The sequence below is a fragment of the Pseudomonas sp. FG43 genome (genome assembly GCF_057809175.1).
Genome location: NZ_JBMDJL010000024.1, coordinates 62,832 through 77,108, shown reverse-complemented (window position 1 = coordinate 77,108; position 14,277 = coordinate 62,832). Strand labels below are relative to the sequence as shown.

Annotated in this window: 13 protein-coding genes; 1 reads left to right on the top strand and 12 read right to left on the bottom strand. The window is 59.1% G+C overall.

The genetic code is table 11. From position 1 onward, the window contains the following. Positions 1-69 precede the first annotated feature (69 nt). The 9 genes from trpE to ACODS3_RS23180 all read right to left on the bottom strand — a co-directional run bounded on the left by trpE (position 70) and on the right by ACODS3_RS23180 (position 10,607). Positions 70-1,557 carry an anthranilate synthase component I gene (gene trpE, locus ACODS3_RS23220; protein WP_201018132.1) on the bottom strand — a complete coding sequence of 496 codons (1,488 nt, stop codon included), beginning with the start codon at positions 1,555-1,557 and terminating at the stop codon, positions 70-72. 70 nt (positions 1,558-1,627) lie between these two features. Next, positions 1,628-2,446 (bottom strand): phosphoglycolate phosphatase, encoded by an 819-nt coding sequence (locus tag ACODS3_RS23215; RefSeq protein WP_489036472.1) that lies wholly within the window; start codon positions 2,444-2,446, stop codon positions 1,628-1,630. Further along, complete coding sequence (rpe, locus tag ACODS3_RS23210) at positions 2,443-3,117, bottom strand: ribulose-phosphate 3-epimerase (RefSeq protein WP_201001820.1); 675 nt, start codon at positions 3,115-3,117, stop codon at positions 2,443-2,445. Before rpe ends, ACODS3_RS23215 begins: the two co-directional genes overlap by 4 nt. Positions 3,118-3,293: 176 nt before the next feature. Further along, a complete protein-coding gene (locus tag ACODS3_RS23205) occupies positions 3,294-4,118 on the bottom strand; it encodes an ABC transporter permease (protein WP_201018135.1) in 825 nt (274 codons plus the stop codon). Positions 4,119-4,129: 11 nt separating this feature from the next. Then, positions 4,130-5,377 (bottom strand): ABC transporter permease, encoded by a 1,248-nt coding sequence (locus tag ACODS3_RS23200; protein WP_489036469.1) that lies wholly within the window; start codon positions 5,375-5,377, stop codon positions 4,130-4,132. A gap of 79 nt (positions 5,378-5,456) precedes the next feature. Beyond that, the gene (locus tag ACODS3_RS23195) at positions 5,457-6,488 is read right to left on the bottom strand and encodes a polyamine ABC transporter substrate-binding protein (RefSeq protein WP_201001818.1); all 1,032 of its coding nucleotides are present in this window, start codon (positions 6,486-6,488) and stop codon (positions 5,457-5,459) included. Positions 6,489-6,569: 81 nt separating this feature from the next. Further along, the gene (locus tag ACODS3_RS23190; protein ID WP_122320537.1) at positions 6,570-7,694 is read right to left on the bottom strand and encodes an ABC transporter ATP-binding protein; all 1,125 of its coding nucleotides are present in this window, start codon (positions 7,692-7,694) and stop codon (positions 6,570-6,572) included. A gap of 274 nt (positions 7,695-7,968) precedes the next feature. Beyond that, a complete protein-coding gene (locus ACODS3_RS23185; protein ID WP_025258351.1) occupies positions 7,969-8,598 on the bottom strand; it encodes a response regulator in 630 nt (209 codons plus the stop codon). Further along, the gene (locus ACODS3_RS23180; protein ID WP_489036467.1) at positions 8,595-10,607 is read right to left on the bottom strand and encodes a sensor histidine kinase; all 2,013 of its coding nucleotides are present in this window, start codon (positions 10,605-10,607) and stop codon (positions 8,595-8,597) included. Before ACODS3_RS23180 ends, ACODS3_RS23185 begins: the two co-directional genes overlap by 4 nt. A gap of 113 nt (positions 10,608-10,720) precedes the next feature. On the opposite strand from ACODS3_RS23180, the gene ACODS3_RS23175 reads away from it, so the two are divergent. Continuing rightward, a complete protein-coding gene (locus ACODS3_RS23175; RefSeq protein ID WP_201001816.1) occupies positions 10,721-11,680 on the top strand; it encodes an alpha/beta hydrolase family protein in 960 nt (319 codons plus the stop codon). Positions 11,681-11,752: 72 nt separating this feature from the next. Here ACODS3_RS23175 and ACODS3_RS23170 read toward each other — a convergent pair whose 3' ends face one another. From ACODS3_RS23170 to ACODS3_RS23160, 3 genes are read right to left on the bottom strand one after another with little or no spacing between them, the layout of a single operon-like run. Further along, complete coding sequence (locus tag ACODS3_RS23170; protein ID WP_489036465.1) at positions 11,753-12,520, bottom strand: TerB family tellurite resistance protein; 768 nt, start codon at positions 12,518-12,520, stop codon at positions 11,753-11,755. Beyond that, the gene (gene murU, locus ACODS3_RS23165) at positions 12,521-13,192 is read right to left on the bottom strand and encodes an N-acetylmuramate alpha-1-phosphate uridylyltransferase MurU (RefSeq protein WP_201018139.1); all 672 of its coding nucleotides are present in this window, start codon (positions 13,190-13,192) and stop codon (positions 12,521-12,523) included. A 43-nt stretch (positions 13,193-13,235) separates the two neighbouring features. Next, a complete protein-coding gene (locus tag ACODS3_RS23160; protein WP_201001813.1) occupies positions 13,236-14,261 on the bottom strand; it encodes an aminoglycoside phosphotransferase family protein in 1,026 nt (341 codons plus the stop codon). Positions 14,262-14,277 lie beyond the last annotated feature (16 nt).

Sequence of the window (14,277 nt, the reverse complement as noted above, 5' to 3'; positions counted from 1 at the left end):
ACAAAAACGCGGCGTCGGCCAAAGCCGACACCGCGTTTCACTTGAAGCTCACTACTTGAAGCTTGAAGCTTATTCCTTCTCGCTGCTCGTCTGCTCCGCCAACGCCACCGCCCGGAACATCGCACGGCGCTTGTTGATGGTTTCTTCCCACTCAAGAGCCGGCACCGAGTCGGCAACGATACCGCCGCCCGCCTGCACATGCAGTTCGCCATCCTTGATGACGGCAGTACGAATGGCAATCGCGGTGTCCATGTTGCCGTTCCAGGCCATGTACCCCACTGCCCCGCCGTAGACACCGCGCTTGACGGGCTCCAGCTCGTCGATGATTTCCATGGCACGGATTTTCGGCGCGCCGGACAGGGTGCCCGCAGGCAGGATGGCACGCAGCGCGTCCATGGCCGTCAGCCCGCTTTTCAACTGGCCAGTGACGTTGGAAACGATGTGCATCACGTTGGAATAACGCTCGATGACCATCTTCTCGGTCAGCTTGACCGAACCGATTTCCGAGACGCGCCCCGTGTCGTTACGTCCCAGATCGATGAGCATCAGGTGCTCGGCGATTTCCTTGTCGTCGGACAGCAGGTCTTCTTCCAGCGCGCGGTCGGCCTCTTCGGTGGCGCCACGCGGGCGTGTACCGGCAATCGGGCGAACAGTGACCAGATTGTCCTCGACCCGCACCAGTACTTCCGGCGAGCTGCCGACCACATGGAAGTCGCCGAAGTTGAAGAAGTACATGTAAGGCGTAGGGTTGAAGCAGCGCAGCGCCCGATACAGATCGATAGGCGCAGCCTTGAAGTCGATGGACATGCGTTGCGACGGTACGACCTGCATCACATCCCCGGCCAGGATGTATTGCTTAATGGTGTCGACCGCCTTTTCGTAATCGTTCTGGGTGAAGCTGGAACGGAACACCGGCTCGGCGGCTGGCGGCCTGTCCAGCGCCAGACCACGACGCGGCGTGATCGGCTGACGCAGTTTTTCCATCAGCTCATCGAGGCGCGCACGGCCGCTTTCATAAGCGTCCTGCAGGGCCGGATCGACCAGTACGATGGCGTGCATCTTGCCAGCCAGGTTATCGAAAACAACGACAGCATCGGAAACCATCAGCAGGATATCCGGCACACCCAGAGGGTCCGGATTCGGGCAGTTGGCCAGACGCTTTTCGACATAGCGCACACAGTCGTAGCCAAAATAGCCCACCAGACCACCGTTGAAACGCGGCAGGCCGGCAATGGTCGGAACGTTGTAGCGTGCCTTGAACTCTTCGACGAAGGCCAGCGGGTCTTCGACGTCGTGGCTTTCGACCTCTACACCCTCGTGGGTCACGCTGACATGGTGACCATGAACACGCATCACGGTGCTGCAAGGCAAGCCGATGATCGAGTAACGGCCCCACTTCTCACCGCCCTGTACCGACTCCAGCAGGTAGGAGTTCGGCTGATCGGCAAGTTTCAGGTAGATCGACAGCGGTGTATCGAAGTCGGCCAGGGTTTCGTGGGCAAGCGGAATGCGGTTATAGCCAGCAGCAGCCAAACGCAGGAATTCTTCACGGTTCATGAACAGCCTCGTGGTTTGAGGGTAAAACGGTCAGGTAGGCAAACATGCCGCACAAGCGGCCGGAATCAAATCAGGCGCGCCAACGCCAACGGGCCAGGGCCTTGATGACTTTCATCCAGAGTTTGCGAGTGACCACCACGATGGAATCTCTAAGGGAGGGACGTTGAATGTCGGGCAACAGTATCTCAGCGTCTTGATCCAGGCAACCGGGAATCAGCTTGCGCAGATCATCGATCACCAGCGACGGGGATTCTTCAGCGATGGGCCGGCCATGGTTGTAGCCATAGGTCAGCCCGACACAGGCCACGCCAGCCGCCTTCGCCGCCAGCACATCGGAGCGAGAGTCGCCGACGAACAGTGACTGGGAGGCAGGAATACCGGTCATTTTCATGACAAAGAACAGGGCTGCCGGGTCCGGTTTTTTCTGCGGCATGGTGTCGCCGCCGATGATCCAGCGAAAGAAACGCCCCAGCTTCATTTCATCCAGCAACGGAGCGACGAAGCGCTCCGGCTTGTTGGTGATGAGGGCCATCTCGACCCCCATCTTCTGCAACCACTTCAGGGTTTCACGAACGCCGGGGTAGACCACGGTGAATTCGTGTTTTTCGGCATAAGCCTGCATGAAGATTTCCAGCGCCTGCTCGGCCAGGGCGTCATCGACAGCGCTGTGATCAATGTCATTGGCCAGCGCCCGACGCACCAGTACCGGCGCGCCGTTGCCAATCCATTGCCGAACCGACTCAAGACCGGCCGGAGGGCGACCGAGTTCGAGCAGCATCTTGTCAACGGCCACGGCCAGATCAGGCCCTGAATCCACAAGGGTCCCGTCCAGATCGAACATGATCAGCCTGGGCAACTTGCCCGCAAACAACTGCTCGAAGCCGCTCATGCGCGGGCTGACGCCAGTTCGTTGCGCATTTTCTCGATCACTTCTTTGTAGTCGGGGGCATTGAAGATAGCCGAGCCGGCGACAAAAGTATCGGCGCCCGCAGCAGCGATTTCACGGATGTTTCCGACGTTGACGCCACCGTCGATTTCCAGACGGATGTCACGTCCCGACGCATCGATCAAGGCACGCGCTTCGCGCAGCTTGTTCAGCGTACCGGGAATGAACTTCTGACCGCCGAAGCCCGGGTTGACGCTCATGAGCAGGATCATGTCGACCTTGTCCATGACATATTCCAGCAGGTTCAGAGGCGTCGCCGGGTTGAACACCAGACCAGCCTTGCAGCCGCCCTCGCGGATCAGTTGCAGCGAGCGATCGATATGCTGGGTCGCTTCAGGGTGAAAGGTGATGTACGTGGCACCCGCTTCGATGAAATCGCCGATGATGCGATCCACCGGGCTGACCATCAGATGCACGTCGATGGGTGCAGTGACGCCATACTTGCGCAACGCGCTGCACACCATCGGACCGATGGTCAGGTTCGGGACATAGTGATTGTCCATGACATCGAAGTGGACGAAGTCCGCGCCAGCGGCAAGTACATTGTCGACTTCCTCGCCCAGACGGGCGAAGTCAGCGGAAAGGATCGATGGGGCAATAACGAAGGGCTGCATGGCGCACCTGTTTGAGCTGAATCACGGTGGCGCGCATTGTAAGCGCAGAAGCAGCAAGGAGAAAGCGACAAGCTTCAAGCTGTAAGCCGCAAGATCAAGCTACAAGCTACAAGCTACAAGCTACAAGCTACAAGCTTTTGACTTGAAGCTTAAAGCTTGTAGCTTGCCGCGCCCACCTACTCCCCTGTCGTCCTCAGCTTCTCGCTGCGTCCGCGCAGCCACTCCAGCACCAGCAACAACACCACCGAGAAAGCGATCAGCAAGGTCGCGGCGGCGGCGATGGTCGGGCTGAGGTTTTCGCGGATGCCGCTGAACATCTGGCGTGGCAGGGTCGCTTGTTCTGGACCGGCGAGGAACAGGGTGACCACGACTTCGTCGAAGGAGGTCGCGAAGGCGAACAGCGCACCGGAAATCACGCCCGGAGCGATCAGCGGCAGGGTCACTCGACGAAACGCCGTCAGTGGCGAAGCGCCCAAGTTGGCAGCAGCGCGCACCAGGTTGTAGTTGAAGCCCTGCAAGGTGGCCGACACGGTGATGATCACGAACGGTACGCCCAGCACCGCATGCACCAGAATCAGCGAGGTGTAGCTGTTGCCCAGCCCCAGCGGCGCGAAGAACAGGTAGCTGGCAACGCCCACGATCACCATCGGCACCACCATCGGCGAGATCACCAGCGCCATGACCAGCGGCTTGCCGGGGAAATCACCACGGGTCAGACCGATGGCGGCCAATGTCCCGAAGATCATCGCCAGCAGCGTGGAGGCCGGCGCGACGATCATGCTGTTCTTCAGCGAGCGCATCCACTCGGCGGAACCGAAGAAGTCCTGATACCACTGCAATGAAAAGCCTTGCAGCGGGTAAACCAGAAAACTGCCCGAGTTGAACGACAACGGGACGATGACCAGCACCGGCAACACCAGAAACAGCAGCACCAGTGCGCAGATGATGCGCAGTGCGTAATACCAGATGCGCTCGATGGGCGACGAATACGAATTCAGCATGATGATTCCCCTCAGCTCAAACGCAGGCGGCTCGCGCCGACCAGCCAGCTATAGATCAGATACAGCACGACGGTTGCCAACAGCAGCAGGCCGCCCAGTGCCGTCGCCATGCCCCAGTTGATGCTGGTGTTGGTGTAGAAGGCCACGAAATAGCTGACCATCTGGTCGTTCGGGCTACCCAGCAATGCCGGGGTGATGTAGTAGCCGATCGACAGGATGAAGACCAACAGGCAGCCAGCCCCGATCCCGGCATAGGTCTGCGGGAAGTACACGCGCCAGAAGCTGGTGAACGGATGGCAGCCCAGGGAAATGGCAGCACGCATGTAAGTTGGCGAGATGTTTTTCATCACGCTGTAGATCGGCAGGATCATGAACGGCAGCATGATATGCACCATCGAGATGTAGACGCCGACCCGGTTGAAAACCAGTTCGATCGGCTTGTCGATGATGCCCATGGCGATCAGCGCACCATTGATCAGACCACTCGATTGCAGCAACACGATCCAGGCTGCTACCCGGACCAGAATCGAGGTCCAGAACGGTAGCAGGACCAGAATCATCAAGAGGTTGCTCTGCCGTGCAGGCAGGCTGGCCAACAGATAGGCAAGTGGATACGCCAGCACCAGACAGATGGTGGTGATTACCAGGCCCATCCAGAATGTGCGGGTGAAGATATCCAGGTAAATGGCCTGGTCCGGAGTTGCAGCGGCCACTTCACCGACATCGTCGATGCGGTGGTCGACAGCGGCCAGCAGGTAATAGGGGGTAAGGCTGCTGGTGTTGCGACGAATGGCCTGCCAATAGGCAGGGTCGCCCCAACGTTCGTCCAGCGCTTCCAGTGCATCTTTATAAGAGGCAGGCTCGGTCTTGAAGGGCAGCGCGCGAGCGGTCTTGCTCAGCAGGCTGCGATAACCGGCCAGTTCCATGTTCAGGCGCTTGGACAACTCGCCCAGGGTCGAATTCTTGCGGGTTTCAGCCAGATCCAGGCTCAATGCCATGTAGGTCGACTCGGGCGGAAGCCCTTTACCGTCCCACTTCTCGACTTCAATCACGGTGCTCGGCAGTGCGGCAACGACTTCCGGGTTGCTGACGCTCTTGTAAAGCAACGCAGCAATGGGCACCAGAAAGACCAGCAGCAGAAAGATGACCAACGGAGCAATCAGCGCCTGGGCTTTCCAGCGGTTGACCCGCTCGGCACGAGCCAGGCGTTGCTTCAAGTTGGGACTGGCGCCTTCAGTCAGGGGCACGGCGGTGGCCATAGCGAACTCCGAAATCTTTGAACGAGGGGAGCGTTTCCTGAACCGGAAACGCTCCTGGATCTAACTCAGGTTGACGCGATTACTTGGCTGCCCAAGCGGTGAAGCGCTGTTCCAGCGACTCGCCGTTGTCAGTCCAGAACGTCACGTCCATCTGCACCTGATCCTTGATGTTTTCAGGAGTGGTCGGCATGTTCTGCAGGGTTTCCTTGTCCAGCAAAGCAACCGCCTGGGTGTTGGCCGGGCCGTAGGCAATGTTCTGCGAATAGGTCTTCTGCTGCTCCGGGCTCAGGATGTAAGCGATGAACTTCTTCGCCGCTTCAACGTTTTTCGAGCCCTTTGGAATGGCCCATGCGTCGAAGTCATAAACGCCGCCGGTCCAGACCACTTTCAGGTTGCTTTCCTTCTGCACCGCAGCGATACGACCGTTGTAGGCCGAACTCATGACTACGTCGCCGGAGGCAAGGTACTGAGGAGGCTGAGCGCCTGCTTCCCACCATTGAATGTTTGGCTTGAGCTCATCGAGCTTCTTGAAGGCGCGGTCCTGACCGTCCTTGCTGGCCAGTACCTTGTAGACGTCCTTCGGCGCAACGCCATCAGCCATCAGAGCGAATTCCAGGGTGTACTTGGCGCCTTTGCGCAGGCCGCGCTTGCCCGGGAATTTCTTGGTGTCCCAGAAGTCGACCCAACTGGTCGGAGCAGTGCTGACCTTGTCGGCGTTGTAAGCCAACACGGTGGACCATACGAAGAAGCCTGCACCGCAGGTGGTCAGCGCGCCCGGTACGAAGTTTTCGGCCTTGCCGAACAACGCAGGGTCCAGCTCTTCGAACATGTCTTCGTCGCAACCGCGGGATAGCTCGGGCGATTCAACTTCTACCAGATCCCAGGAAACGCTCTTGGTGTCGACCATGGTCTTGATCTTGGCCATTTCACCGTTGTACTCGCCAGCGATGATCTTGCCATTACCCGCTTTCTCCCAAGGGGCATAGAAAGCCTTTTCCTGGGCCGCCTTGTTGGCGCCGCCGAAGGAGATAACGGTCAGATCAGCGGCCATGGCTTGCGCCGCGCACATCATGCCCAACGTGATAGCGGTGAACTTCAATGATTTCAGCATTTATTCTTTTCTCCACGAGCAGTGTTGGTAAGCGATTGGGATGGGCGATCGTTCGCCTCTGTTGTTGCTTTTATCGATAGATCAATGCACTTGCTGCAAGGGATCGAGCGCGCGAGCGTGCTCGACTTGCCATCCAAGGGGCACGACGTCGCCAACGCTCAAAGCCGCATCCAGCTCGGCGATAGGCTGCTTGACGAAAAAGTCGGTCTTGCCTGCCACTTCCAGACGCACTCGAACGTGGTCGCCCAGATAAATGAACTCGGCAACACGGCCCGAGAAACGGTTTACACAACTTTCGCTACGGCCATTGAGGCTGATACGTTCAGGGCGGATCGACAGGGTGACCGGATCACCGGCCTGGCCGACATTGATCGCCAATGCCTCAACTTTTTCACCACGCCCCAGCTCGACGACGCAGCGGTCGCCGTTCTGGCTGACCAAGCGCCCGTTGAGACGGTTGTTCTCGCCAATGAAGTTGGCGACGAAGGTGTTTTTGGGTTCTTCGTAAAGGGTGCGCGGTGGAGCGATCTGCTGGATTTCGCCCTGATGGAACACCGCAACACGGTCGGACATGGTCAGCGCTTCGCCCTGGTCGTGGGTCACGTAGACCACTGTCACACCCAGACGCTGGTGAAGATGCTTGATCTCCATCTGCATGTGTTCGCGCAGTTGCTTGTCGAGCGCGCCGAGCGGCTCGTCCATCAGCACCAGTTGTGGCTCGAAAACCAGTGCGCGGGCCAGGGCCACGCGCTGCTGCTGACCACCGGACAATTGCGCCGGATAGCGATGCGCAAAAGCGTCAAGCTGGACCATGCCCAGTGCGCGTTTGACCTTCTCGCCGATATCGGTCTTGCTCATGCCACGCACCGACAGCGGGAACGCCAGGTTCTCGGCGACGGTCATGTGCGGGAACAGAGCGTAGTTCTGGAACACCATGCCGATGTCGCGCTTGTGCGGCGGCACGTTGTTGATGGCCCGGCCGCCCAGCAGGATTTCACCCGAGGTCGGCGTCTCGAAACCGGCCAGCATCATCAGACTGGTGGTCTTGCCGGAACCCGACGGCCCGAGCAAGGTGAGGAATTCGCCTTTGCGAATGTCCAGGTTAAGGTCTTTGACGATCAGTGCTTCGCCGTCGTAGCTCTTCTGCACACCACGAAAGCTGACCAGAACATCATTTGCCCCAGCGCTTGAATCGACGTCGCTCATTACCCACACCTTTGTTTTGTCTGCGTGGGATCAAGACTAGAACAGCGCACATACCGCGCAAATCGGGGGCCAGGAGAGATTTGCCTAAGCAGGCTGGAAGCCCCGGTGTAGGGATTGCCCTACACGGATGGCGGGATTGGATAAGTGGCAATCAAGCACTTTTGTACGCAGAAAACCCCGTAGGACCGAATTCATTCGGGAAAGCGCCCTACCTGACACCACAGGCACATAGTTTTTCGCGAATGAATTCGCTCCTACGGTGTCGTTTTCAGGATCAGAGCAGCTTGTGCTCCATAGCATATTTCACCAGGTCCGCCAGCGAATGCAGGTTCATCTTCTGCATCAGGCGCGCCTTGTGGGTGCTGATGGTCTTGCTGCTCAGGGCCAGTTGCTGAGCGATGTCATTGACGTTGGCGCCCTGAGCCAGACGCTCGAACACCGAAAACTCGCGCTCCGACAGTAACGAGTGCAACGGGCGACTGTCGGTCAGACCGACCTCGAATACCATGCGGTCCGCCAGATCCGGGTCGATATAACGCCCTCCGGCCGCCACCCGACGAATGGCTGTCAGCAACAGGGCCGGATCGCTGTCCTTGGTCGCATATCCTGCCGCGCCGACTTTCAATGCACGGGCAGCCATCTGCGCTTCGTCATGCATCGACAACACCAGAATCACCGGCGGATTATTCAACGCCCGAATCCGGGGAATCGCCTCCAGGCCGTTGACGCCCGGCATGGAGATATCCAGCAGCACCACTTCGCAGGGCACATGCCGCAGGGTTTCAAGCAACTGCTCGCCATTACTGGCCTCGCCCACCACAAGCAGATCCTTCGCCAGGCCGATAAGCTGCTTGATGCCCTCACGCACAATGGTGTGGTCTTCAGCTACCAGTACACGAATCACTTTTCTCGCTCCTGCCCAATGGGGTCCAACGGGATATATGCGCGCAAGGTTGTGCCCTCACCGACCTCGCTGTCCAGTTCCAATCTGCCACCCAGCATCAGGACACGCTCGCGCATTCCCACCAGACCGAAGGAGACAGGCCGGCCAGACTGCATCACAAAGCCCTGACCGTCGTCGGCGATGGTCATGCACATCACACCGTCGTCCAGCGTCAGGCTGACTTCTACCGTATCCGCCCGGGCGTGGCGGATAACGTTGGTCAGCGCTTCCTGAAGGATACGAAACATGCCAGTGGCCCTGGCGTCGCTGAGTGGCGGCAGGTTGTCCGGCACCTGAACCAGACACGGAATCTGCGTGCGGGCCTCGAAGCGCCGGGCCTGCCACTCGATGGCCGAGGCGATGCCCGCATCGAGAATCGGCGGACGCAACGCTGTGGCAACGTCGCGTACCAACTGGAAGAGTTGAGCGATCAGACGCTTCATGCTGTTCAGGCGCTCACTCAACCCGGGATCGAGGTCGGCATAAGCCAGTTCACACATGGAGGTTTCCAGCTTCAGCACTGTCAGCATCTGGCCCAGTTCGTCATGGACCTCACGAGCGATACGGGCTTTTTCCTCTTCGCGCACACTCTCCAGATGCGCCGACAGCTCGCGTAACTGGTCATGGGCGCGACGCCGTTCGCTGACGTCACTGAGGAACACCACCAGATACTCCGCCTCGCGAAAGCGCAGAAAACTCAAAGACACATCAGTGGGCAGCACGCTGCCATCGGCGCGGATGCAATTGGTCTCGAACACTTGCGGGCTGTCTTCGCTAGAGCGGGCGTTCTTCCACAGGTTCAGCCAGCGATCCATATGCAGACCGGGCTCGAAATCGATCAGCGGCCGATCCACCACACCGCCGCGCGCATACCCGAGCATGGTCTCGGCCGCATGGTTGGCATAACGCACCCGGCTGTCCCAGTTGACCCAGAGAATGCCGACCGTGCTCTGATCGATGGAGAACTGCGCCAGACGTAGCGCCTCCTCGCCTTCCACACGCCGGGCAATGTCTTCGCGTGCGTCGACCAGCTCTTGCTCCAGGGCCTGCTGCTGACGGCGCTGCCAGACCACAATCGCAAAACAGGCCAGCAACATCACCAACAGCAGCAGGCAGAGGTTCTGCCACAGGCCGGGGGACTCACTGAAACGCGAAGACTTGAGTGGCATCCAGCGCGAGTGCAACTGGTCCAGTTCTTTCGCCGGAATCACATGCAAGGCCTCGCTGACGATAGTGGCCAGTTGCGGAGCATCCCGGCGTGTCGCCACGCGCAGCAATTGCGGCAAACCGATATCGCCCACCACGGCCAGCCCGGCAAACTCAGGCTCCCGGAACAGACGGCTGAGTTGCGCTTCATCCACCACGGCATAGCGCGCCTGCTGACTCAACAACAATTGCAGGGCCTGGCGTTCAAGTGGCACACCTTGCAGGTTCAGGTGAGGGTAATTGCTGCGCAGATAATCTGCCGTCGAACTCGGCATGCGCACGGCCACCCGCGAACGCTCATCGACTTTTTCCAGATCCACCACCGAGCTGCCATCACGCTCTCCGATCACCAATTGCGAAACTCGCAGATAAGGATCGGAAAACTGCCATGTTCGCAGCCCGGCCGGGGTTTGCATCAGGCCTGGTGCCAGATCTACCTGCCCCGCAGCCACCGCCTTTTCCAGGGCCGCCTGATCGGGAAAATTGCGCCAGAGCAACTCGACCCGCAAGGCCGCCGCCAGTGCATTCATCAAGTCGACGTTGGCACCGGACAATTGCTGTAAACGCTGATCGAACTGGGCATAGGGAGCGTGCATCACCAGACCGACCCGCAGCGGGCCATGCTGGTCCAGCCAGGTACGCAGCTCCTGGCTCAGCGGCACCTGCACAGAAGGTTGCGACTCATCAGCCTGTGCATTCGCCACCTGAAGCATCAAGAGCAAAGCCAGGCAGCCGATAAAACCGGTGCGCAGAAGACCAATCATCAACGTGTCGTTCTCGTCTGTTTTCGTTTGGCGACCATGGATCGCCCCCGGGACCTGACAAATACCGATCAACGCATTAGGCTGCCGGGATAGTTTCTGGCCTGGAATATTCGATGTCCCATACCTTTCGTGCAACGCTTCCTGCGTTGCTCCTGTCGCTGATAGTACCTTGCGCGCTGCCAGTGGTGGCTGCCGATCCTGCACCCGCCAAGGATGCAGCGTCCGCCGATGCTCCCGTGGAGCGTGCGCCACTGCTGACCCGTGCGCAGGAAGACGCCATTGCCCTTGAGCGTCAGTTGCCACCGCAGGATCTGCAGCAATTGCAGGCGGGTGACGAAAGCTTCCTGGCCCTCTGGAAGCCCGCAAACAGCGCCGACCCGAAAGGCGCGATCATTTTCCTGCCGGGTGCTGGCGAATCGGCCGACTGGCCGGATGTGGTCGGCCCGCTACGTCGCAAGTTCCCCGATACCGGCTGGGCCACGCTGAGTATCACCCTGCCGGATGTACAGGACGAAGCCCTGATGCCTCGCGAGCCGGACGCACCTGCCGCCGAGGAAAAACCCAAGGATGCGCCGAAGGATGACGCGGCAAAAGCAGCCGACACTCAGGCGCAGGCTGGTGACGAGGTCGCCAGAGCTGCCGCTGCCGAGGAGCGCGCCAAGGCCGAAGCCGAGCACATCTTTGCCCGCATCGAAAGCGCAATCAGCTTCGCACAGCAGAACAAGGCGCGCAGCATCGTACTGATCGGCCACAGCAGTGGTGCCTATTGGGCTGCGCGCTTTCTGAGTGAGCGGCAATCTCCGCTGGTCCAGAAGTTCGCGATGGTTGCCGCCCGCGAGCCGGTCAATACCAAGCCTTTGCTGCTGGATCTGGTACCGACACTGAAAATGAAAACAGCGGACTTCATCTACAAGAATCAGGCACCCCAGGCAGCCAGTGCTCGCTTGCAAGTCAGCAAGCGCGCCAAGGGTGCAGGCTTTACCCAGGTTGCGCTGATCAACATTGTGGGTAATGAAGACGCCGAACAGGAGCAGATATTTCGCCGTATTCGGGGTTGGGTAGAGGCGGAATGACAGTCCTTTTCGCGAATGAATCCGCTCCTGCGTCGATCACGCAGGAGCGGATTCATTCGCGAACAAACGCAATCAACGAAACCCGCGACGCGCCTTGATCACTCTGTAAGCGCTATGCAGTTCGCTGGTCTTTTCAGTGGCAACACGCACTTGCAATGCACTGGCACCGCCCCCGGCAATCTTGTCGGGGTGGTGACGACTGAGCAGACGACGATAGGCGCGCTTGATGCTCGCAGGATCCGTATCGGCCTCCACGCCCAGGAGTGACAACGCTCCGCTGTATTCATCCGTGCTGCTGACGGGCCGTCTTTTCATCGGATCATGCTCGGCAGCCAGCGCCTCGATTTTCAGCTCCGACCAGCCCAGCCACATCCCCCACGCGCCGATCAGTTCACGCTCGATGCGAGTGACCTTTCCGTCAGCCCAGGCCATACGCCAACAAGCTCGCAGCAAGCCCTCAGCCATGCCCGGCTGGCTGCGCAGACGACGCAGATAACTGCGCAGCCCGTCAGCGCCGTCCTTGCCACGATTGAAAGCCGCAATCGCAAGACGCTGTGCCGCCTCATCCATATTCAAGCGGCGCATTTCCGCCTGCGCCTGATGAATATGGCTGGCAACGACCCGACCACCGCTCTTGGCCAGACGCCCCAGCAGCACGAACAGCAGATCCTCGTCGCGCACGGCAGAGCGCCCGCCCAGACGCTCACGCACATGAGCCCAGGTGTGCAGTTGCAGGCGGCGATCAAGAGCCTGCCCCAACAAAGAACCCAGCAGCGCCCCTGGAATATCGGCAATGGCATATCCAGCACCGGCGCCGAACAGTGTGCCTGGCCACAGCATCTAGCGGGTCCCCGACAGTAATCGCTCGACTTCGCCAAGACGCTCATGAGTGCCGACGTCGATCCAGGTGCCGCGAAAATGCTCGCCCGTCACTTGCCCTTGCGCCATCGCCTGACGCAGCAACGGAGCCAGTGCGAACGCACCGGCTTCGCAGCCTGCAAACAAGCGTGGATGCAAGATGGCAATGCCGCTGTAGGTCAGGCGCTGCGCATCTGGAACGCCATCCTGCAACTGGCCGTCGATCAGGGAAAAGTCGCCAGTCGGGTGGTGCGCGGGATTATCGATCATCACCAGATGGGCAAGCCCGGCTATGGGCCTGCGCAGTTCGGCAAAGTTGTAGTCGGTCCAGATATCGCCGTTTACCACCACAAAAGGCTCATCGCCCAGCAGTGGCAAAGCCCGGAGAATGCCGCCACCTGTTTCCAGTGGTTCGCCTTCCGGGGAGTAACGGATATTCAGCCCCCAACGTTGACCATCCTCAAGATAGTCTTCGATCTGTTGTCCCAACCAGGCGTGATTGATGACCAGATCGTGAAACCCGGCCTGATGCAATGCCTTGAGATGGTATTCGATCAGGGGAACACCACCGGCACGCACCAAAGGCTTTGGTGTGTGCAGGGTCAAGGGGCGCATCCGCTCGCCTTTGCCGGCGGCGAGAATCATCGCTTTCATTCAATCCTCTTCAACACAATCGATCCCTTTTAAAAATCACACGTCACGCCGACGCATCGACGCGGTGCTGCAAACTGTTCAGCAATTGTCCCAGCTCCGCCAGTTCCGGGCGTCGCGACACAACGGCCTCTATATAGGAGAAGAAGCGCGGAACATCACCCAGATAGCGCGGCTTGCCATCACGATGGCAGATACGGGCAAAAATCCCGATGACCTTCAAATGCCGCTGCACGCCCATCAGATCACTGGCTCGCGAAAAACTGGCGAAATCCTCATGAACCGGAATGCCCACCGCACGCGCCTTGTCCCAGTAGGTCTGCAACCAGCCGTTCACACGCTCCTGAGGCCAGCTCAGGAAAGCATCCTTGAACAGGCAGGTGATGTCATAAGTAACCGGCCCGTATACCGCATCCTGGAAATCCAGCACGCCCGGATTCGGTTCACTGATCATCAGGTTGCGCGGCATATAGTCGCGATGAACCAGCACTTTGGGCTGTGCCAGAGCACTTTCGATCAACAGGTCGCTGACATGTTGCCACTTGGTCTGTTGCGCCGGGTCCATTTCGATACCCAGATGCCGCTTCACATACCACTCTGGAAAAAGCTCCAGCTCACGGCGCAGCAAGGCTACGTCATAGCTGGGCAATGGCGCATCCATCGGCAGTTGCTGATAGGCCAGCAACGCTTCGATGGCATCGCCAAACAACGCATCGGCGTTGTCCGCATCGATCACGTCCAGATAGGTCTGACGCCCCAGATCATTGAGCAGCAAAAAGCCCTGCGTCAGGTCTTCGGCATAAATTTTCGGAACATTAATGCCGGATCTGGCCAATAAATGAGCAATATCCACGAAGGGTTTGCAGTTTTCCTGCGGTGGAGGCGCATCCATGACAATAAAAGTTTTATCGCCGCCTTCCCAGCGGAAATAGCGACGGAAACTTGCGTCGCTACTGGCCGCAGTCAACGTGGCCGGGGGTACGGCGCCCCATTGTTGCCTGGCAAAGAGCGCTGGCAACTGCTCATCGAGCCAAACTTTCAGGGATTGAAGGCGTATATCTTGGTCTGACATTACAAGGGTCTCCGAC

Coding starts and splice junctions, on each gene's coding strand:
- trpE (WP_201018132.1), bottom strand. CDS start 1,557: ATGAACCGTGAAGAATTCCTGCGTTTGGCTGCTGCTGGCTATAACCGC.
- ACODS3_RS23215 (WP_489036472.1), bottom strand. CDS start 2,446: ATGAGCGGCTTCGAGCAGTTGTTTGCGGGCAAGTTGCCCAGGCTGATC.
- rpe (WP_201001820.1), bottom strand. CDS start 3,117: ATGCAGCCCTTCGTTATTGCCCCATCGATCCTTTCCGCTGACTTCGCC.
- ACODS3_RS23205 (WP_201018135.1), bottom strand. CDS start 4,118: ATGCTGAATTCGTATTCGTCGCCCATCGAGCGCATCTGGTATTACGCA.
- ACODS3_RS23200 (WP_489036469.1), bottom strand. CDS start 5,377: ATGGCCACCGCCGTGCCCCTGACTGAAGGCGCCAGTCCCAACTTGAAG.
- ACODS3_RS23195 (WP_201001818.1), bottom strand. CDS start 6,488: ATGCTGAAATCATTGAAGTTCACCGCTATCACGTTGGGCATGATGTGC.
- ACODS3_RS23190 (WP_122320537.1), bottom strand. CDS start 7,694: ATGAGCGACGTCGATTCAAGCGCTGGGGCAAATGATGTTCTGGTCAGC.
- ACODS3_RS23180 (WP_489036467.1), bottom strand. CDS start 10,607: ATGATTGGTCTTCTGCGCACCGGTTTTATCGGCTGCCTGGCTTTGCTC.
- ACODS3_RS23175 (WP_201001816.1), top strand. CDS start 10,721: ATGTCCCATACCTTTCGTGCAACGCTTCCTGCGTTGCTCCTGTCGCTG.
- ACODS3_RS23170 (WP_489036465.1), bottom strand. CDS start 12,520: ATGCTGTGGCCAGGCACACTGTTCGGCGCCGGTGCTGGATATGCCATT.
- murU (WP_201018139.1), bottom strand. CDS start 13,192: ATGAAAGCGATGATTCTCGCCGCCGGCAAAGGCGAGCGGATGCGCCCC.
- ACODS3_RS23160 (WP_201001813.1), bottom strand. CDS start 14,261: ATGTCAGACCAAGATATACGCCTTCAATCCCTGAAAGTTTGGCTCGAT.